Source organism: Pelomonas sp. BJYL3 (assembly GCF_027257975.1).
Classification (GTDB): domain Bacteria; phylum Pseudomonadota; class Gammaproteobacteria; order Burkholderiales; family Burkholderiaceae_C; genus Roseateles_B; species Roseateles_B flavus.
The window spans coordinates 375,156-392,786 of sequence record NZ_JANZKX010000001.1 but is presented as its reverse complement, the minus strand read 5'-3'; the positions used below and the strand labels follow the sequence as shown (position 1 = coordinate 392,786).

Here is a 17,631-nt window from a genome sequence, read left to right as displayed (position 1 = left end):
CGCACCGCAAAGAAACCCCACCGGGCCGGGCCTGCGCGTCATGAGCGCGCGGCCTGCAGCCCCAGGAGACAGACATGGCATTGCTAGAAGTGAAGGTCCCGGACATCGGCGACTTCAAGGACGTGGCCATCATCGAGCTGCTGGTCAAGGCCGGCGACACGGTGAAGGTGGACCAGAGCCTGCTGACCGTGGAAAGCGACAAGGCCTCGATGGAGATTCCGTCGACGCACGCCGGCGTGGTCAAGGAACTGAAGGTGAGCCTGGGTGACAAGGTCAACCAGGGCACGACCATCCTGGTGCTGGACAGCGAGGCCGCTGCGGCGCCTGCACCGGCCGTGGCCGCTCCGGCTGCCGCAGCACCGGCTCCGGCCGTGGCAGCCGCCCCTGCAGCACCCGCGGCGCCGCTGCCCGCGGGCAGCTACAGCGGTGCCGCCGACCTCGAGGCCGACGTGCTGGTGCTGGGCGGTGGCCCCGGCGGCTACTCGGCCGCCTTCCGCGCCGCCGACCTCGGCCTGAAGGTCGTGCTGGTCGAGCGCTATGCCACGCTGGGCGGCGTCTGCCTCAATGTGGGCTGCATCCCCTCCAAGGCCCTGCTGCACGTGGCGGCGGTGATGGACGAGGTCAGCCACATGGCGGACCTGGGCGTCGATTTCGGCGCGCCCACCGTCAACATTGACAAGCTGCGCGGCCACAAGGAAAAGGTCATCGGCAAGCTGACCGGCGGCCTCTCGCAGATGGCCAAGATGCGCAAGGTGACGGTCGTGCGCGGCTACGGCAGCTTCATCGACCCCTACCACCTGAGCGTGGAAGAGACCACCGGCACGGCCCAGGACAAGACGGGCACGAGCAAGGTGGTGCGTTTCAAGAAGGCCATCATCGCCGCCGGTTCCGCGGCCGTGCGCCTGCCTTTCCTGCCGCAGGACGATCGCATCGTCGACTCCACCGGCGCGCTGCAGCTCAAGGGCACGCCCAAGAAGATGCTGATCATCGGCGGCGGCATCATCGGCCTGGAGATGGGCACCGTCTACTCGACCCTGGGCGCTCGCCTGGACGTGGTCGAGATGATGGACGGCCTGATGCAGGGCGCGGACCGCGACCTGGTCAAGGTCTGGGAGAAGATGAACAAGCCCCGCTTCGACAAGATCATGTTGAAGACCAAGACGGTCGGCGCCGAGGCCACGCCCGAGGGCATCAAGGTGCAGTTCGAGGGCCTGGACGGCACGAAGAGCGAAGGCGTCTACGACTTCGTCCTGCAGGCCGTGGGCCGCACGCCCAACGGCAGGAAGATCGCCGCCGACAAGGCCGGCGTGGCCGTGACGGACCGCGGCTTCATCAACGTCGACGTGCAGATGCGCACCAATGTGCCGAACATCTTCGCCATCGGCGACATCGTCGGCCAGCCCATGCTGGCGCACAAGGCGGTGCATGAGGCGCATGTGGCGGCCGAGGTCATCGCCGGCGAGCTGCTGAACGATGACAAGCTGAAGAAGAGCCAGTTCGACGCCCGCGTGATCCCCAGCGTGGCCTACACCGACCCGGAAGTGGCCTGGGTGGGCCTCACCGAGGAGCAGGCCAAGGCTCAAGGGCTGAAGGTCAAAAAGGGCCTCTTCCCCTGGGCCGCCTCCGGCCGCGCCATCGCCAACGGCCGCGACGAGGGCTTCACCAAGCTGCTCTTCGATGAGGAGACGCATCGCATCGTCGGCGGCGGCATCGTCGGCACGCATGCGGGCGACATGATCGGCGAGATCGCCCTGGCCATCGAGATGGGCGCCGACGCCGTCGACATCGGCAAGACCATCCACCCGCACCCCACGCTGGGCGAGAGCATCGGCATGGCCGCCGAGGTGGCGCATGGCAGCTGCACGGATGTGCCGCCGGCACGGAAGTAAGCCGTAGCGCTGAAGGCAGGAGGCCCGGTCCGGCAACGGCCCGGGCCTTGTTCATGGCGGGCCCTGGCTCGGTCCTGCGCCCCGATTCATGGGACTTTCAAAGCCTGCCCCCGGGCGCAAACTGGAGGCTCTGCTGGCCCCTCCCTCTCGCCGTGAACCGCCTCCTCGCCCCGATGCTGCTGCTGCTCGCCGGCCTGCTCCGGCCGATCGCGGTGCAGGCGCAGGTGCAGGTGCAGGTGCCGCGCGAGCTGCACTACTTCGACATCCCGCCCATGATGTACGCGGACGCCCAGGGCCGTGCCGCGGGGACCCTGGTGGAGCGACTGCGCAAGGTCTGGCCCCCGGAGCTGCCCATGCCGCCCCTGCTCCTGGCGCCGCTGAAGCGGTCGCTGCAGGACATCCTGCAGGGCGCCGAGCCCATCTGCCTGGTCGGCGTGTTCAAGACGGCGGAGCGCGAGGGCGCTGCCTGGTTTTCCAGCCCGATCTACCGGGAGTCGCCCTCCGTCTTCCTGGCCACGCGGGCCGCGGCGATTCGCATGCGCAAGTACCCCACGGCCCAGGCCATGGTCGAGGACCCCTCGCTGCGCCTGCTGCTGACCGACGGCGCCTCCTATGGGCCGCAACTCGACCTGTGGCTGCGCCAGCGCGGGACGGGCATGCTGCGCGTGAGCGCGCCGCCTGCGCGCCAGATCCACATGCTGCTGCGCGGGCATGCGGACTTCATGTTCACCGACCTGGACGAGGCCGAGCACCTGCTGAAGGAGCTCGGCACGGCGGCACGTGCGCTGGAGGTGGTGATGCTGCCCGGCATGGTGGAGTCGCCCACGCGCCACCTCATGTGCCAGCGCGACCTCGACCGGCGCTGGCTGGACACGGTGGACGAGGGGCTGCGCCAGCTGGAAGCCGCTGGCGCTGGCGCGGCCGGCTCCTGAATGCAGGGGCCAGGCCCGCAGTTCCTGCCACTTTTTTCCTGGAAAACCCCGAGCATCGGGCCGGCCACGGCGACAGAAAGTGCGGCGGCCGCCACGAATGGTGCCCGCGCCTCGCTAAACTTGCCCCCGACCCGCCACGCCGACGCCGAGGGCCTGCCATCTTGGCGCGCGGGGCGACGAAGTCGTGCCGGATGGCACCAATGGGGTAGGGAATGAAGGACAACAGAACACTGTACGAGTTGCTGGGCGTGCGGCCTCAGGCCACCGCCACGGAGGTGCGCACGGCCTATCGGCTGGCACTGGATGCCCTGGAGGCCCAGCGCGGGGTGCTGGCCAAGCAGGATTTCGATGACCAGGTCCAGCTGCTGCGGGTGGCCTTCACCACCCTCAATGACCCGATCTCGCGGGCGGGCTACGACGCCGATCTGGACGCCGCCGCCAAGGCCGCCGCCGCCGTGCCCTATGGCGGCGCCCTGGCCACCACGCCCTCGGTCTCCGGTGCCCGGGCCGACGCCCTGGGCCTGCGCGCCGACGCCCTCGCCCTGCGGGCCGACGCCCTGATGGTGCGCGCCGACATCGCCCCGTCCAGCCTGCAGGGCGACGGCCTGTTCAGCGACTGGTCGCCGGCCCTGCGTCGCCTGGTGAGCTCCGCCGTGCTGCTGCTGGTGGTGCTGGGTGTGGTGGTCGGCGTCTCCCGTTGCACGACCAAGAGCGCGCGCGACCAGATCGAGCTGCGCGAGGCCCAGGAGCGCCGCGCGGCGGAGCAGGCCGTGCTGCAGGACTACTACCAGACCTACGGCGTGCGGCCCGCCAACCGCGCCGAGATGGAGCTCATGGAGGCCGAGCGCCGTCGCAAGGAGAACGCCGAGCGCCAGGCCGCCACCGAGAACCGCCGCGTCGAGGAAGAGCAGCGCCGCTGGGAGGAGGAATCCCGGCGCCGAGGCGAAGAGGCCACCCGCAATGTGCAGGCCGCCATGGAGGCCTCCCGCGAGGAACAGCAGCGCCTCAAGTTCGAGGCCGAGCAGATCGCGCTGGAGATCTCGCTGAGCAACAACGACGTGGACCGCAAGCGCCTGCAGCTGCGCCTGCGCCAGTTGAAGGAACGGATGAAGGACGAATGAGGCTGCGTCTGCGCATCCTCGGCAGCCTGGTGGTGGTGGCGCTTGCCGGCGCCTCCCTCACGGCCTGCCAGAAGAAGCTCGAGGCTTCTCAGTTCGTCGGCACCTGGAAGTCCTCGCGACTGAGCACGCCGCTGCTGATGCGCGAGAACGGCGACTGGGAGATCCGCGGCACCGATGACGGCGTGCTTCAGTACGGTGTCTGGCGCCTGGACGGGCAGCGCCTGATCTGGACCGTCCGCGATGCCAATGGCCAGGTGACGCACGATGCCAACACCGTCCTGTCCGCGGAGCCGCGGCGCTTTGTCCTGGCCGAGCGGGATGGCAGCAAGACGACCTTTGACAGGCTGGACTGAGCGCCGTGAATCACTACGACACCCTTGAAGTCAGCGCCCGGGCCAGCCCCGAAGTGCTGCGTGCGGCCTACCGCAGCCTGATCCAGCGCTTCCACCCGGATCGCCGTCCCGATGATCCTGAGGCCGCCGCACGCGCGGCGGCCATCACCGAGGCCTATGACGTGCTGTCGGACCCCGTCCGGCGCGCGGCCTACGACGACTGGCTGGCGGCCCAGCAGGCCCCGGCGGCACCCCGGGCCGCGGGCCCGTCGCCTGCAGCGGCGGCCGCCTCGGCGGCCACGGGTGGCGCGGCGCGTGTACGGACGGCAGGCACGGCAGGCACGCGTGGCACTGCCCGGCCTGCGCCCGCGGGCTCGAGCGGGCGCTGGGTGCTGGGCCTGCTGGTGCTCGCGTTCGGGGTCGGCCTGGCGACCTGGCTCTGGCCCCGCCATGCCGCCCGGGAAGACGACTGGGCCAGCCTGCGCCAGAGCTTCTCCGCCCCGGGACACACGGAAGAGGAACTGCAGGCCCTGCTGCGCCGCAAGGAAGCTCTGCTGCAGCGCCAGCCCGCCCTGCGTGAGCGCGAGGCCCAGGAGGCCGCCCGCGACCGCGAGGCCCGCAGCCTGGACCTGCTGGACCAGCCGCTGGAGATCTACCTGGGCACCGGCGCCATGACCATCCCCCGCGTGCAGCTGGTGCTGGGCACCTTCGACGGCCCGGCCCTGCGCAGCTACATCCTGAAGAACCGCGAGACCCTGGTCCGCGAGCTCAGCCGTGCGCTCAATGCCGCGAAGCCCGAGCTCCTCCTGGGACCGGACGCCGAGCACAACCTGCAGTCCATGATCCAGGACACCCTGACGACCGCCCTGGGCACGCAGCCGCAGGAGTCCTACCCGTCCACCTGGTTCGAGTCTCCCGGGCGCTATGGCGTGGTGGCCGTGCAGCTGCCCGGGCGCTACAGCTTCAAGGCCTACGGGGCGGGCCCCACCTGAGGCCCTACCTGAGGCGCCGCGTGGGCGGCCCCAGGGCGGACCGGCGCGGCTTGCCGTTCGTCGTTCGCCCCTGCGTTTCGTCACGCCCTGCGGCCGGTTCACGACATTCCTGAAGACAGCGGCAAGGCCAGGGGCTATGGTCCGGGCTGGAACAGGGCAAGGGATGCCCGGCGTTGCTTGGAGGACCCCATGGAGATCGAACAGCAGAGTTGGCGGGCACGACGCCGCTGCGGGCGCAGGCGCCACCGCGGCGAAGGGCGCAGCGGCTTCGGGCTCTTCCTGATCCTGGCCGGCCTGGTGCTGCTGGTGCAGCGCAATGGCTGGCCCAGCTGGTTCCAGTTCGAGGCGCCCTGGTCCGTGGTGATCGCAGCGATCGCCGCCCTGAGCCTGCTGCTGGCACGCTCGGCACGCGGGCTCACACGGGCCCTGTTCCTGGGCGCTGTCGCCGCCTGGTTCTATGCCTGCGAGACGGGCTGGCAGGGCTTCGGCTTCCAGCAGTCCTGGCCCTGGCTGCTGATCGCACTGGGCGTGGCCAAGATTCTTCATTACCTGCTGGAGCGAGGGGAGGGCAGCACATGAACACCGGCAACACACCGACACGCGCCGCCCGCCACCAGCTGTGGCTGGGCCTGACCCTGGTCCTCGCCGGCGGGGCCTTCCTGCTGGACAACCTGCACTTCCTCGAACTGCGACGCATCCTGCCCTTCTGGCCGGTGCTGCTGGTGGCCCTGGGGGCCGCGCGCCTGCTGACGGCCGCGCCGGGCGACAAGGGCGAGCAGCTCATCGGCGGCCTGCTGCTGGGCGTGGGCAGCCTGCTGCTGCTGCGCCGCCTGGGCTGGCTGCACATGGAATGGCGCGACTTCTGGCCGCTGGTGCTGATCGGCGCGGGCGTGCTGGTGATGACGCGGCGGCCAGGCCAGGCCGGTGTCTTCGGCAAGGCCTTCGGCAGCGTCAGCCAGGACAGCCTCGACCGCCAGCTCGACGTGAAGGCCGTGCTCAGCGGCCAGCAGATCCGCGTGCAGTCTCAGGACTTCGTCGGAGGCCAGCTGCAGGCTGCGCTGGCGGGCGTCGAGCTGGACCTCAGCCAGGCCGGCTTCCAGCGCGCGGTGCTGGAGGTCTCCGTGCTGATGGCCGGCCTGGAGCTGCGCCTGCCGGCGGATTGCCGGCTGCGTGTCACGGCCTCCTCGGTGCTGGGCCAGATCGAGGACAAGACCCTGCCCCTGCCCCAGGCCAGCCGCGAGCTGGAGCTGCGGGGCTCTCTGGTGCTGGGCGGCATCACCGTCCGCCATTGACGGCGCCAGGCCGGCACCTGCCGGCCGGTCCGCTCAGCGCGGGCCGGGCACCGTGCTGCAGTTGGCCACGCCGAAGCGGTCCACGAACAGCCGGAACTGCTGGCCCGGCTTGAGCGCCTGCCATTGCTGCAGGCTCACGCGGCAGGTCCAGTCGCGCTCCTTGGCGTCGACCATGAGCACCTCGTAGATGCCCTTGTACCGGGCAATGCGCTCGGCGCCGGCCTCGTCCGGCCGCAGGGGCGCCAGCACCGGCGAGCCCCAGTACGGCGGCTCGGGGTGCGCGCCCTGCGTGCGCACGGCGCGCAGCGTGCGCCATTGCAGGCCGGTGTAGCGGCAGTGCGGGCTGGGCTCGGCGCGCTGGCCGCTGGGGTCCTCCATCACCTTGCGCTGGATCTCCTGCACGCCGGGCGGCATCTCGTCGCACCAGCTGGAATCATTGACCTGGACCAGGCGCTCGACCTCGATGTCGCGCTGCCAGCGCAGGGTCTGGATGGTGACCCACTCACCGCGCGGGCCGAAGAGCTTCCACCCCAGCGGCGCGAAGAGCAGGGCGATGACCAGGGCGGCCATGCGGTGCTGGCGCTCGCGGTGCGAGAGGTAGTTCAGTGCGACGGGCATGGCGCGATTGTCGGGCCGCTGGCGGACGCCCGGCGTCCAGCCCTCGCGACGTCAGGCGGGCTGCCCTTCGCGGCGGCGCTGCTCGCGGCGCTGGCGCACGGCCTCGGTGACGGCGGCCAGCTCCTCGCTCTGGCGGGCCAGCTCGCCACGCAGGCGCATGTGGTCGCTGACCGCCTCGTCCAGTGCACCGAGGTCGGTGCGCACGGTGTCCCACGCAGGCTGCACGCCCGTGGGCTCGCGCCCGCGGCGCGCACGGCTCAGCTGCCGGCCCCAGGCGATGCCCAGGACCAGGGCCAGCGCGGCGCTGCTGGCGATCAGGCCCGCCAGATGGCGGTTCAGCGCGAGGGTGTCCGGCGTCGGGTTGGCGTCCTCCAGGCGCCGGACCTGCAGGGACCAGCGCTGGCCGTTGTTGACCGGAAGAATCCAGGTGGCCGGGCCCGAGAGCCCGTCGTGCACGCGGCGCGCCTGCGGACCGCCTTGCCAGGCCTCGGTCCATGCGGGGGTGTCGGCCACCAGCAGCAGCTCCGAACGGAAGGGGGTGTTGAGCGCATAGGCGCGCAGCACGGCCAGGGTCTCCTGGCGGGCGCGGAAGGCGATCACTTCATCGTTCTGGGCGCCGGGCCGGCGCATCGGGCGCGCCAGTTCAACGGCCAGCTGCCGCACGGCCTGGTACTCTGCCAGGCGCGGGTCGGCCTGCAGCGGCGGCGGCAATGCGGACTGGAGCTGCAGGTACTGGTAGCAGCTCAGGCCAGCCAATCCGGCCAGCAGGGCCAGGAACAGCCCCAGGCGCCAGCGACGTGACATGACATTCCTCTCCCTGAGTGCGCGCATCGTAGGGAGAGGGGGTGGCGTGCCTGCACAGGGTTTGACCGCAGCGCCGTGCACTACTGCACGAACGCTCGTGCGGCACGGCGCCCGGCCCCCGGGGTCAGGGCTTGACGCTGCCCGCCGAGCGCGACACGAACTGGGCCAGGGCTTCCATGTCAGCCGCATCCAGCTTGCCGGCGTAGCTGGGCATGACGCCCAGCCCGCTTTGCAGCACCCGCCGCACGCGGGCGGCGTCCGGCTTGAGTTCGTCCAGCACCGGACCGATCTCGCCGCTGCTGCCCGCAGCGGCCAGGGTGTGGCAGACCGCGCAAGCCGGGGTGGCCTTGGCCGTGAAGAGCTCGCGGCCACGCTGCAGCTGGGCATCCTCGGCGGCCTGGGCCGCCGGAGAAAGGCCCGCTGCCAGCAGGGCGAGCAGGGTCAGCCGCAGGCCTGCAGGCGACGGGCGCATGCCGGGGTCAGGTCTTGCCATCAGGCCACCACCAGCTTGACGGCGTGGTCGCGCCAGCTGTTGTTGTTGTAGCCATGGGCGTTCTCGACGCGGTCAGCGGGCTGTACGTTGCCGGCGGTGTCCACCGCGCGGCTGGCCAGCTGGTAAGTGCCTGCCGGCAGCTGCACGGACAGCGCGAACTGGCGCCAGGCGAAGCGGCCGAGGTCGGGGCCGACCAGGCGGGCCGTGTGCCAGCTGTCGCCGCCATCCACGCTCACCTCGACCCGCTCGATGGCCTTGGTGCCGGCGAAGGCCACGCCATGGATCTGGACGCGGCCGGCCTTCACCGGGCCGGCGTCGGCCGTCGGGCCGTTGATCCAGGACTTGACGTTCATCTCCCAGACCGAGGCCTGGTCCGGGCTGGTCTGCGCGCCCGGCGGGGTCATGCGGTAGCCGTGAGCCATGATCTTGGCCTTGGACTCGCTGGCGCCAAAGGACAGGCGCTTGATGTACTTGATGTTGTTGACGCCCTGGTAGCCCGGCACGATCAGGCGCAGGGGGCCGCCGTGGGCCAGGGACAGCGGCTCGCCGTTCATCTCCCAGGCCAGCAGGCAGTCCTCCAGGGCCTTGATGGGCACGGAGCGCTCGACGACCACGCTCAGCGGGTCCACGCCCTCGGGCAGCTTCTCGCCACCGGTGCCGGTCAGGAAGACAGCGCCCTCGGCCAGGCCGCCCAGCGCGGCGACGACGGTGCGCACCGGCACGCCGCTCCACAGCACGCAGCCCGCAGCACCCACGGTCCAGGGCGTGCCGCTGGGCTTGCTGGGGAAGAAGCCGCGGCCGTTGCCCGAGCACTGCAGCACGGTGGCGACGGTCTCCAGGCCCAGGGTCTTGAGTTCGGCCAGGCTGAGGCTGCGCGGCTGCTTCACGCCGCTGACTTCCAGGGTCCATTCGTCGCGCTTGTCCAGGATGCTGGCGTCCGGCGCGGGCAGGTTGTTGCGGATGTAGAGCTGCTGGGCCGGCGTGATCACGCTGCTGCCGAAGGCACTGCGGCGGGTCTCGATGGTGGTGCCGCTGTGCACCACCAGGGCGGCCGGGTTCTTCCACGCAGCATAGGCGGGCAGGGGCTTGGCGGGCGGCAGGGCGGCGGGGGATGCCCCCTGGGCCTGGGCCCAGCTGCTGAGGCCCAGGGCGCCCAGTGCGGTGGCAGCACCCCCCAGTACACGGCGGCGGGCAATCAGATCGTCATGGCTCATCTTGGCTCCTTATCGTCATGGTCGTGGCCCGGAGGGCGCAGCGCGCATTGTGGGGGTTGACGGATTGCACACGACCCGGTTCCAGAGGACGCAGCTGTGACGATCTGAAACAAAACTCACCGTCATTCGACAGTGTGTGTGCGAATGTCCCACTACGCTGAGCGCCTATCAAAACAGTTGGGGATGTTCATGAGCAATAAAAAAGGCATGCAGGTGGTGGGTGCGGTCTTGCTGGGCCTGCAGCTGGCTGGGCAGGCGCAGGCGGGCGTCAACGCCATGGTGGTGGTGGAGCCCACAGCGCGCAAGGCGGGCCTGACCGTCTCCCAGCAGGGCGTGGAGGCCGGCCTGGGCAAGGTGCTGGGTCAGCCCGTCAGCCTGGGCACCAGCGAAGACCTCACCGACATGATGCGGGCCACCCGCAGCGGCGGCTACGAGCTCTTCATCGGCCCGGCGCAGATCGCCGCTTCCGCGCTGAGCCGCGGCTATGAACTCCTCGGGGCGACCCAGGGCTCCGAGCCCTTCGTGCTGGTGGCCCGTGCCGACATGGCGGACCTCGGCGCCCTGCGCGGCAAGCGCCTGTACCTGCCGCAGCAGGATTCCGTCTACACCTACATGGCGCGCGGCCTGCTGACGCAGGGCGGGCTGTCCATGCAGGACTTGCGCGTGGCGCATGAGCGCTATCCCCAGGCCGGCCTCGCTGCGCTGCTGGTGGGCAGCGCCGACGCGACCGTGGTGCGCCAGAGCGAATGGAAGGAATTCCAGGGCCAGTACGGCCAGTCGGCCAAGGTGCTGGCCAGCTCCGAGCCCGTGCCCGGCGGCTTCAGCGTGGTCGTCAAGAAGGACATGCCGCCCGAGGCCCGCATGCGCCTGGCCCAGTGGTTCGCCGCGGTGCCGGCCAGCACCGGCCTGAGCCAGGCCCGCTTCAAGCCGGAGATGCAGGAGTACAAGCGCGTGGCCGACCTCGGCCACTTCACGCCCATCCAGCTGCCCGGCGTGACCCGCGTGAGTGCCCGCGAGGCCCAGCAGCTGCAGGCCAAGGGCGCCGTGCTGGTGGACACCCGCATCGAGAAGGAATACCAGGCCCGCCACATCCGCGGCGCCCTGTGGCTGCCCTATGTGGAGAAGAGCCTCAAGGACGTGGCCTTCAACGCCGCCCTCGACGACTTCAGCGCCCTGGACAAGACCGACAAGCTCAAGCCCTCGCAGGCGGTGATCTTTGCCTGCAACGGCGCCGAGTGCTGGAAGTCCTACAAGGCCGCCAAGATGGCGCAGTCCAAGGGGTTCAAGACGGTGTACTGGCTGCGCGGCGGCCTGCCCGAGTGGGAGGCCGAAGGCCTGCCCGTGGAGGCCGCAGGCAGCTGAGGCCGCGGTGCGCCGGGGCGCGTCGCCCAGCAGGGCAGGGCGGGCGAAGATGTCATGAAAGCCCGCGCGCCTGCCTCATCGTTTTCCCTCCATGCCTGTCCCCTGCAGCGTTGACTGTAGGTCCTGACAGTTGGCGCCCCGGAGGTGCCTCCCTAGAGTCGCCGGCAGCCTGCACATCACCACGGGGGTGATGGGCAGGCACCCCTCTAACTCGATGGAGTCACCGATGAACCAAACCATGGTCAAGTGGGCAATCCTGGCCGGCGCTGCCACCGCAGCGGTCTCGGCGCAGGCCGCAGGTCTGTCCGTCCGTCTGGAAGTGGCCAGCCCGGTCGTGAAGGGCGATGTGGACGTCCACGTCACCCTCACGCTCACCAACACCTCGCGCACCCCTCTGTTCCTGCCCAAAACGCAGCTGCCGGGCGAGGTGCATGAATCCGCGCTGTTCCGCATCACGCGTGACGGCGAGCCCGTGGCCTACACCGGCCGCCTGGTGAAGCGCACCGCCGCTGCCGAGCATGAAGTCGTGCGCCTGGCGCCGGGTGCTTCCATGAGCTTCCAGGTGGAGCTGACGGGTGCCTACGACCTGAGCCAGAACGGCCGCTATGCCATCGAGTACGTGGGCCTGGCCAAGCAGCAGTCGGGCCAGACCGCCCTGCTGGCGCCGGATGCCGGCAGCGCCCCGGTCTACCTGTGGCTGGAGGGCCGCACCCAGCAGCCCGAGGCGCAGGCCGCGCTGGCCCCCTCGCTGGCCGCCTCCATCTCCTACACGGGCAACTGCACGGCCACGCAGAAGAGCACGCTGGCCAGCGCCGTGAACGCGGCGACGAACTACTCGCAGTCCGCCTACACCTACCTGAGCGCCACGCCCTCGGCGACCACGCGCTACAAGACCTGGTTCGGTGCCTTCAGCACCACGGGCTGGAACACGGCCAAGTCGCACTATTCCAAGACCCTGGACGCCTTCAAGACCAAGGCCCTGGTGCTGGACTGCAGCTGCAAGGACTCGGGCACCTATGCCTACGTCTATCCCAACCAGCCCTACAAGATCTATGTCTGCGGCGCCTTCTGGTCGGCCCCGATGACGGGCACGGACTCCAAGGGCGGCACCCTGGTGCATGAGATGACCCACTTCACCGTGGTCGCCGGCACCGACGACTGGGCCTATGGCCAGAGCGCGGCCAAGTCCCTGGCGCTGTCCAATCCGACGAAGGCGCTGGACAACGCAGACAGTCACGAGTACTTCGCCGAGAACACGCCAAGTCTGCCGTGAGCTGTTGACCCCTCGCCCAGTTTCGCCCTGCTGAACGCGGGCGAAGCTGGTCGGTCCCCCGAGGGGACGGCATTGAGGGCGGCGTGGAGCTGCCCTCAATGCCAGGTGGGCCGGCTTGGGGCGGCCCGGCGCCGACCCCTGGATGCGGCCCCTGGATGCGGCCCCTCGCCCAGTTTCGCCCTGCTGAACGCGGGCGAAGCTGGTCGGTCCCCCGAGGGGACGGCATTGAGGGCGGCGTGGAGCTGCCCTCAATGCCAGGTGGGCCGGCTTGGGGCGGCCCGGCGCCGGCCCCTGGATGCGGCCCCTGGATGGGGCCCCTCGCCCAGTTTCGCCCTGCTGAACGCGGGCGAAGCTGGTCGGTCCCCCGAGGGGACGGCATTGAGGGCGGCGTGGAGCCGCCCTCAACGCCAGGTGGGCCGGCTTGGGGCGGCCCGGCGCCGGCCCCTGGATGCGGCCCCTTGGATGGGGCCCCTCGCCCAGGTTCGCTCCGCTGAACGCGGGCGAAGCTGGTCGGTCCCCCGAGGGGACGGCATTGAGGGCGGCGTGGAGCCGCCCTCAATGCCAGGTGGGCCGGCTTGGGGCGGCCCGGCGCCGGCCCCTGGATGCGGCCCCTTGGATGGGGCCCCTCGCCCAGTTTCGCCCTGCTGAACGCGGGCGAAGCTGGTCGGTCCCCCGAGGGGACGGCATTGAGGGCGGCGTGGAGCCGCCCTCAATGCCAGGTGGGCCGGCTTGGGGCGGCCCGGCGCCGGCCCCTGGATGCGGTCCCTCGCTCAGTTCGCCTCGCTGGACGCGGGCGAAGCTGGTCGGGCCCCCGAGCCGCCCTCAATGCCAAGTGGGCCGGCTTGGGAGCGGCCCGGGGCCGGCCCGGAATGCGAAAGGCAGGCGCTTGGCCTGCCTTTCTTCATTTCCGTGGCGCCTATTCCTCGGCGAGGAGGTCCTGGACGGCTTCGTTCCAGACGTCGAGCTCCTCGTCGTCGATGTGCAGCCAGTCCATGGCGCGGCGGTGGTGGCTGGCCCAGTCGGCGTCTTCGGGCAGTCCTTCGTGGCGGCGCATGAGGTGCTCGGCGATCAGGCCGGCGGCGACGAGGGTGTGGATCTCGGGCTCGATGTCGGCGTCGCCCAGTGACTCGAAATCATGGTGCAGGCGGATCGCCGCCATCAGCGAAGGGGCGAGGTTCCAGGCGCGGGCCAGCAGGGCACCCACCACGGCGTGATCCGTCTTGTGGTTGGCGTTCTCGGTGGCGATGTAGGGGCGGTCGATGCGGGCGCCGGCCTCCACCATGGTCGCGCCATAGCCGCGCACGCTCTGCAGCAGCACCGGGATGCCCACATGGCAGAAGAGACCGTAGGTATGGGCCAGGTCGGGCGAGAGGCCCGGCAGCTGGCGGGCGATGTAGCGCATCGCATGAGCGCGCTTGGCCGCACGCTGCCAGAAGCGCGTGAGGTGCGGGCTGTTGACGGGGATGGCATTGCGCAGCGCAAAGCTGGTCAGGATGGCCGCGGTCTCGTCCAGTCCCAGGCGCGTCATCGCCTGGCCCACCGCGCTGCAGGGCATGCCGTCGGCGAGGTGCAGCGGGCTGTTGGCGATGCGCAGCAGGGTGGCGGACATGGCCACGTCACTGGCCGCGATGCGGGCCACCTCGGTGAGATCCGGTTCGGGTCCCTGCATGGCCTGCTGCAGGCGCTGCAGCATCTCGGGGCAGGGGGGGATGACGATCTGGCGCAGGGGACCGGTGGCGCGGGCCTGGTCCAGTTCCTGGCGAATGGCTTGAGACTTCATGAAGGACGGGGGCCGGCAAAGAGGGGGCCTCGGTGCGCCCGATTATCGGGGGCGGCCCGTACCGGGACCTGACGCAAACTGTGGAAATTCCCCGCTCTGGGAGACTTGCTGAAGTCAGGCGGCGGCCGCCTTCTCGATTCACCGCGGGGGAGCGGACGGGCGAGCGATACTGGCCCGGTCCATGCATCCCGCGACCTCCCCGTTGCAGAGAAACCCAGGCATCCCTTGCTGTCGCTGACCGCTCACCCAGCCCCTGCGAGCTGCCGTGCCGCATGCCTGCTGCAGGCGTGGCCCTGGCCGGCGTTGCGGCGTGGGCGGCAGCTGCTGCTGATGGCCTTGCTGACCGGCCTGTGCCTGTGGAGCCAGGCGCTGGACAGCGGCCGCCTGCTGGAGGTCGCCGCCGGCCGTTCGGCCAAGGCCCTGGCCGGCGCGCGGGCCCTCACGCAGATGCTCGAGAAGGCTCAGGGGCTGGACGAGGAGGGCCGCCTCGCCGCGGTCAACGACTTCTACAACCGCCGCATCCAGTTCCGTGACGACCAGGAGGTCTGGGGCGTGGTGGACTACTGGGCCAGCCCGCTGGAGACCCTGGAGAAGGGCCGGGGCGATTGCGAGGACTACGCCATCGCCAAGTACTTCAGCCTCCTGGCCCTGGGGCTGGAACCGGCCCAGCTGCGCCTGGTCTACGTCCGCGCGATGCTGGATGGCCGGCCGCAGGCGCATATGGTGCTGGCCTACTATGCGCAGCCACAATCCGAGCCCTTGATCCTGGACAACCTGCAGACCCAGGTGCGGCCGGCGTCGGCCCGCACGGACCTGTCACCGGTCTTCAGCTTCAACAGCGAGGGACTGTGGAGCGGCGTGGCCGGAGCGCCGGCGGGGAATCCCACGGCCCGCCTGTCGCAATGGCGCGACGCGCTGGGCAAGGCCAGGGCGGAGGGCTTCTAATGAACAGTGCCGAGGGGAACCACTCACCATGTCTTTGATGCGTCAAGTCGCGGTCTTGCTGCTCGCCGTGCTGCTGCTGGCCCTGATGGCCAGCGTCGCGGTGTCGGCCAGCTCGGTGCGCGAGGTGCTGCAGACCCAGCTGCAACTGAAGAACGAGGACAACGCCGGCGCCCTGGCCCTGGCCCTGTCCCAGCAGCAGGGCGACGAGAGCCTCATGAGCCTGCTGATCTCGGCGCAGTTCGACACCGGTGCCTACCAGTCCCTGCGCTGGAAGCGGGCAGACGGCACGGTCGCCTTCGAGAAGACCGCCCGAGGCAGCCAGGGCGGCGCGCCCGCATGGTTCATCGCCTGGCTGCCGCTGGACGTGCACCCCGGCGTGGCCCAGGTCTCGGACGGCTGGAAGGCCCTGGGCAGCGTGGAGGTGCGCAGCCAGAGCGCCTATGCCCACGAGACCCTGTGGCAGAGCTTTCTGCGCATCGCTGCCTGGCTGGCCGGCGTGGGCGTCGTGGCCGCGGGCCTGGCGGCCCTGGGCCTGCGCCGCATCCGCGAACCCCTGGATGCCGCGGTGCAGCAGGCCAATGCCCTGGTCCAGGGGCAGTTCATGACCATCGAGGAGGCGCGCGTTCCCGAGCTCGCCCGCCTGACCGGCGCACTCAACACCATGGTGGCCAAGGTCCGCTCCCTGTTCGAGGCGCAGGCCGAGCAGCTGCAGGTGCTGCAGCGTCAGGCCTATTGCGACGGGCTGACCGGCCTGACGGTGCGCAAGCAGTTCCTGGCCGAGTTCGAGTCCGCGCTCAACAGGGATGACGGCCCGGTGCGCGGCGGCTTCATCCTGCTGCGCCTGTGCTCGCTGGCCGAGCTCAACCAGCGCCAGGGCCATCAGCAGGTTGACCAGCTGATCCAGGCCATCGCCCGCGCGGTCAAGGCCTACCCCGACCGGGTGCGCGGCTGCCTCGCCGGGCGGCTCAACGGTGCAGACCTCGCCCTGTGGCTGCCCGCGCCCGACGTCGCCGAGGACACGGCCCAGGCCCTGGCCGAGGCCCTGCGCTCGGGGCTGCACGGCGGCGAAGGCGGCGTGCACCTGGCCGTGGCGGCCGTCGACATGGGGCGCAGCCGGCCGATGTCCCAGTGGTTTGCCGAGGCCGATGCCGTGCTGGCCCGCGCCGAGCAGGGCACGGGCGTCTGCGTGGCCTTCCAGCGCGTGGCGGACGAAGACCAGCCGGCCCAGGGCGAACGCGTCTGGCGCCAGCAGATCAGCGACTGTCTGGACGCCGGCCGTGCCCGCCTGCAGCCCTTCCCGGTGATGGACCGCCAGGGCCTGCTGCTGCACTGGGAATGCCCGCTGCAGCTGCAGCTGCTGCCTCAGGGCGAGTTCCTCCAGGCGGCGCGCTGGCTGCCCCTGGCGCTGCGCAGCAAGCTCAGTGCCGAGACTGACCTGCGCGCCGTGCAGCTGGCGCTGACGGCGATCGCCGAGGACGGCCAGCCCCGCTGCGTGAACCTGGCGCCGGCATCCCTGCAGGAGGGGGGCTTCGTGGCGCGGCTGCGCGAGCTGGTCTTCCAGTCGCCGCAGTCCGCGCGCCGCCTGGGCCTGGAGCTGGGAGAGTCCGCCGCGCAGCTGCATTTCGAGCTGCTGCATGAGCTGGGCCGGCAGATCCGCCCGCTGGGCGTGGCGCTGGGGCTGGAGCATGCCGGCGCGGGCCTGGCCCAGGTCGACCGGCTCTACCAGGCCGGGCTGGACTACGTGAAGCTGGATGCCGCGGTGGTGTCCGGCATCTCTGGCGATGCCTCGCGGGCCGCCTTCGTGCGCGGCCTGGTCATCATGCTGCGCAGCCTGGCGCTGAAGGTCTACGCAGAGGGCGTCAACGACGGCCTGGATGCCCAGGCGCTGTGGGACATCGAGATCGACGGCATCACCGGCCCCTGGGCGACGGGGCAGATGATCAAGCCCTGAGCCTCAGGGCGGCAGGCCGCGCGGGCTTCAGCGGATGTCCGCGCTGTGCAGGCCGTAGCCCTGGCCGCGGCGGCGGTCCTCGAAGAAGCAGAGGAGGGTCTCGCGCACGGTGCGGAAGGCCAGTTCGTCCCAGGGGATCTCGTCCTCGCGGAAGAGGCGGGCCTCCAGCGTCTCGGGGCCGGGGTTGAACGCGGGGGACAGCAGCTGGGCCCGGTAGAAGAGGTGGACCTGGCCGGCCTGCACCACGTTGTGCACGCAGTAGAGCCCTTGCAGCTCGATGCGGGCGCCGGCTTCCTCGTCGGTTTCGCGCAGCGCGCCCTCGGCGGTGGTCTCGCCCAGCTCCATGAAGCCGGCCGGCAGGGTCCACTTGCCATAGCGCGGCTCGATGGCGCGCTTGCACAGCAGGACCTGGTCTTCCCACACGGGCAGGGTGCCCACCACATTGAGCGGGTTCTCGTAGTGGATGGCCGCGCAGACGGTGCAGGTGGCCCGCTCGCGGTTGTCGTCGGCCGGCACCTGGTAGGCGACCTGGCTGCCGCAGCTGGGGCAATGCTTGAAGCGTCGGGTGAGGAACATCGATCCAGTGTAGCGGGCCCGTGGCAACATACCGGGATCGGCCCCTGGCAGCACTCC

The 17,631-nt window shown here is 70.7% G+C and carries 17 protein-coding genes; 11 read left to right on the top strand and 6 right to left on the bottom strand.

The genetic code is table 11. From position 1 onward, the window contains the following. The first annotated feature begins 74 nt into the window (after positions 1-74). The 7 genes from lpdA (at position 75) to O9Y01_RS01740 (ending at position 6,558) form a co-directional block, all read left to right on the top strand. Positions 75-1,889 carry a dihydrolipoyl dehydrogenase gene (lpdA, locus tag O9Y01_RS01770; RefSeq protein ID WP_269629765.1) on the top strand — a complete coding sequence of 605 codons (1,815 nt, stop codon included), beginning with the start codon at positions 75-77 and terminating at the stop codon, positions 1,887-1,889. A gap of 152 nt (positions 1,890-2,041) precedes the next feature. Further along, the gene (locus tag O9Y01_RS01765; RefSeq protein ID WP_269629764.1) at positions 2,042-2,821 is read left to right on the top strand and encodes a hypothetical protein; all 780 of its coding nucleotides are present in this window, start codon (positions 2,042-2,044) and stop codon (positions 2,819-2,821) included. Positions 2,822-3,033: 212 nt separating this feature from the next. After that, on the top strand, positions 3,034-3,942 hold the full coding sequence (locus O9Y01_RS01760) for a J domain-containing protein (protein WP_269629763.1): 909 nt from the start codon (positions 3,034-3,036) through the stop codon (positions 3,940-3,942). Next, positions 3,939-4,295 carry a hypothetical protein gene (locus O9Y01_RS01755; RefSeq protein WP_269629762.1) on the top strand — a complete coding sequence of 119 codons (357 nt, stop codon included), beginning with the start codon at positions 3,939-3,941 and terminating at the stop codon, positions 4,293-4,295. The genes O9Y01_RS01760 and O9Y01_RS01755 overlap by 4 nt, the downstream gene beginning before the upstream one ends. Positions 4,296-4,300: 5 nt before the next feature. After that, on the top strand, positions 4,301-5,266 hold the full coding sequence (locus tag O9Y01_RS01750) for a J domain-containing protein (RefSeq protein ID WP_269629761.1): 966 nt from the start codon (positions 4,301-4,303) through the stop codon (positions 5,264-5,266). Positions 5,267-5,455: 189 nt separating this feature from the next. Further along, complete coding sequence (locus O9Y01_RS01745; RefSeq protein ID WP_269629760.1) at positions 5,456-5,845, top strand: LiaF transmembrane domain-containing protein; 390 nt, start codon at positions 5,456-5,458, stop codon at positions 5,843-5,845. Then, entirely contained in the window at positions 5,842-6,558 is a 717-nt protein-coding gene (locus O9Y01_RS01740; protein ID WP_269629759.1) for a LiaF transmembrane domain-containing protein, read from the top strand. Before O9Y01_RS01745 ends, O9Y01_RS01740 begins: the two co-directional genes overlap by 4 nt. Before the next feature lie 33 nt (positions 6,559-6,591). On the opposite strand, the gene O9Y01_RS01735 is transcribed toward O9Y01_RS01740, so the two are convergent. From O9Y01_RS01735 to sorT, 4 genes are all read right to left on the bottom strand, one after another. Next, entirely contained in the window at positions 6,592-7,176 is a 585-nt protein-coding gene (locus O9Y01_RS01735) for a hypothetical protein (RefSeq protein WP_269629758.1), read from the bottom strand. A 51-nt stretch (positions 7,177-7,227) separates the two neighbouring features. Next, positions 7,228-7,980 carry a hypothetical protein gene (locus tag O9Y01_RS01730; RefSeq protein WP_269629757.1) on the bottom strand — a complete coding sequence of 251 codons (753 nt, stop codon included), beginning with the start codon at positions 7,978-7,980 and terminating at the stop codon, positions 7,228-7,230. A gap of 124 nt (positions 7,981-8,104) precedes the next feature. After that, entirely contained in the window at positions 8,105-8,473 is a 369-nt protein-coding gene (gene sorU / locus O9Y01_RS01725) for a SorU family sulfite dehydrogenase c-type cytochrome subunit (RefSeq protein ID WP_269629756.1), read from the bottom strand. Then, positions 8,473-9,687: a SorT family sulfite dehydrogenase catalytic subunit gene (sorT, locus tag O9Y01_RS01720; RefSeq protein WP_269629755.1), complete on the bottom strand. Its 1,215-nt coding sequence runs from the start codon at positions 9,685-9,687 to the stop codon at positions 8,473-8,475. The genes sorU and sorT overlap by 1 nt, the downstream gene beginning before the upstream one ends. Positions 9,688-9,876: 189 nt before the next feature. Here sorT and O9Y01_RS01715 point away from each other — a divergent pair, with 189 nt between their 5' ends. Next, positions 9,877-11,049 carry a rhodanese-like domain-containing protein gene (locus tag O9Y01_RS01715; RefSeq protein WP_269629754.1) on the top strand — a complete coding sequence of 391 codons (1,173 nt, stop codon included), beginning with the start codon at positions 9,877-9,879 and terminating at the stop codon, positions 11,047-11,049. A 226-nt stretch (positions 11,050-11,275) separates the two neighbouring features. Continuing rightward, positions 11,276-12,322 carry a M35 family metallo-endopeptidase gene (locus O9Y01_RS01710; RefSeq protein ID WP_269629753.1) on the top strand — a complete coding sequence of 349 codons (1,047 nt, stop codon included), beginning with the start codon at positions 11,276-11,278 and terminating at the stop codon, positions 12,320-12,322. A 916-nt stretch (positions 12,323-13,238) separates the two neighbouring features. Here O9Y01_RS01710 and O9Y01_RS01705 read toward each other — a convergent pair. Further along, on the bottom strand, positions 13,239-14,102 hold the full coding sequence (locus tag O9Y01_RS01705; protein WP_269629752.1) for an HDOD domain-containing protein: 864 nt from the start codon (positions 14,100-14,102) through the stop codon (positions 13,239-13,241). A 330-nt stretch (positions 14,103-14,432) separates the two neighbouring features. Here O9Y01_RS01705 and O9Y01_RS01700 point away from each other — a divergent pair, with 330 nt between their 5' ends. Next, positions 14,433-15,047: a transglutaminase-like cysteine peptidase gene (locus O9Y01_RS01700; RefSeq protein WP_269629751.1), complete on the top strand. Its 615-nt coding sequence runs from the start codon at positions 14,433-14,435 to the stop codon at positions 15,045-15,047. Between the two features lie 37 nt (positions 15,048-15,084). Beyond that, on the top strand, positions 15,085-16,998 hold the full coding sequence (locus O9Y01_RS01695; protein ID WP_269629750.1) for a bifunctional diguanylate cyclase/phosphodiesterase: 1,914 nt from the start codon (positions 15,085-15,087) through the stop codon (positions 16,996-16,998). 27 nt (positions 16,999-17,025) lie between these two features. Here O9Y01_RS01695 and O9Y01_RS01690 read toward each other — a convergent pair whose 3' ends face one another. Continuing rightward, positions 17,026-17,574 (bottom strand): NUDIX hydrolase, encoded by a 549-nt coding sequence (locus tag O9Y01_RS01690; RefSeq protein WP_269629749.1) that lies wholly within the window; start codon positions 17,572-17,574, stop codon positions 17,026-17,028. Positions 17,575-17,631: the final 57 nt, after the last annotated feature.

What these genes read in the sequence shown, in the direction of transcription:
- lpdA (WP_269629765.1), top strand. Translation starts at nt 75, where the DNA reads ATGGCATTGCTAGAAGTGAAGGTCCCGGACATCGGCGACTTCAAGGAC.
- O9Y01_RS01760 (WP_269629763.1), top strand. Translation starts at nt 3,034, where the DNA reads ATGAAGGACAACAGAACACTGTACGAGTTGCTGGGCGTGCGGCCTCAG.
- O9Y01_RS01755 (WP_269629762.1), top strand. Translation starts at nt 3,939, where the DNA reads ATGAGGCTGCGTCTGCGCATCCTCGGCAGCCTGGTGGTGGTGGCGCTT.
- O9Y01_RS01745 (WP_269629760.1), top strand. Translation starts at nt 5,456, where the DNA reads ATGGAGATCGAACAGCAGAGTTGGCGGGCACGACGCCGCTGCGGGCGC.
- O9Y01_RS01740 (WP_269629759.1), top strand. Translation starts at nt 5,842, where the DNA reads ATGAACACCGGCAACACACCGACACGCGCCGCCCGCCACCAGCTGTGG.
- O9Y01_RS01735 (WP_269629758.1), bottom strand. Translation starts at nt 7,176, where the DNA reads ATGCCCGTCGCACTGAACTACCTCTCGCACCGCGAGCGCCAGCACCGC.
- O9Y01_RS01730 (WP_269629757.1), bottom strand. Translation starts at nt 7,980, where the DNA reads ATGTCACGTCGCTGGCGCCTGGGGCTGTTCCTGGCCCTGCTGGCCGGA.
- sorU (WP_269629756.1), bottom strand. Translation starts at nt 8,473, where the DNA reads ATGGCAAGACCTGACCCCGGCATGCGCCCGTCGCCTGCAGGCCTGCGG.
- sorT (WP_269629755.1), bottom strand. Translation starts at nt 9,687, where the DNA reads ATGAGCCATGACGATCTGATTGCCCGCCGCCGTGTACTGGGGGGTGCT.
- O9Y01_RS01715 (WP_269629754.1), top strand. Translation starts at nt 9,877, where the DNA reads ATGAGCAATAAAAAAGGCATGCAGGTGGTGGGTGCGGTCTTGCTGGGC.
- O9Y01_RS01710 (WP_269629753.1), top strand. Translation starts at nt 11,276, where the DNA reads ATGAACCAAACCATGGTCAAGTGGGCAATCCTGGCCGGCGCTGCCACC.
- O9Y01_RS01705 (WP_269629752.1), bottom strand. Translation starts at nt 14,102, where the DNA reads ATGAAGTCTCAAGCCATTCGCCAGGAACTGGACCAGGCCCGCGCCACC.
- O9Y01_RS01700 (WP_269629751.1), top strand. Translation starts at nt 14,433, where the DNA reads ATGGCCTTGCTGACCGGCCTGTGCCTGTGGAGCCAGGCGCTGGACAGC.
- O9Y01_RS01695 (WP_269629750.1), top strand. Translation starts at nt 15,085, where the DNA reads ATGCGTCAAGTCGCGGTCTTGCTGCTCGCCGTGCTGCTGCTGGCCCTG.
- O9Y01_RS01690 (WP_269629749.1), bottom strand. Translation starts at nt 17,574, where the DNA reads ATGTTCCTCACCCGACGCTTCAAGCATTGCCCCAGCTGCGGCAGCCAG.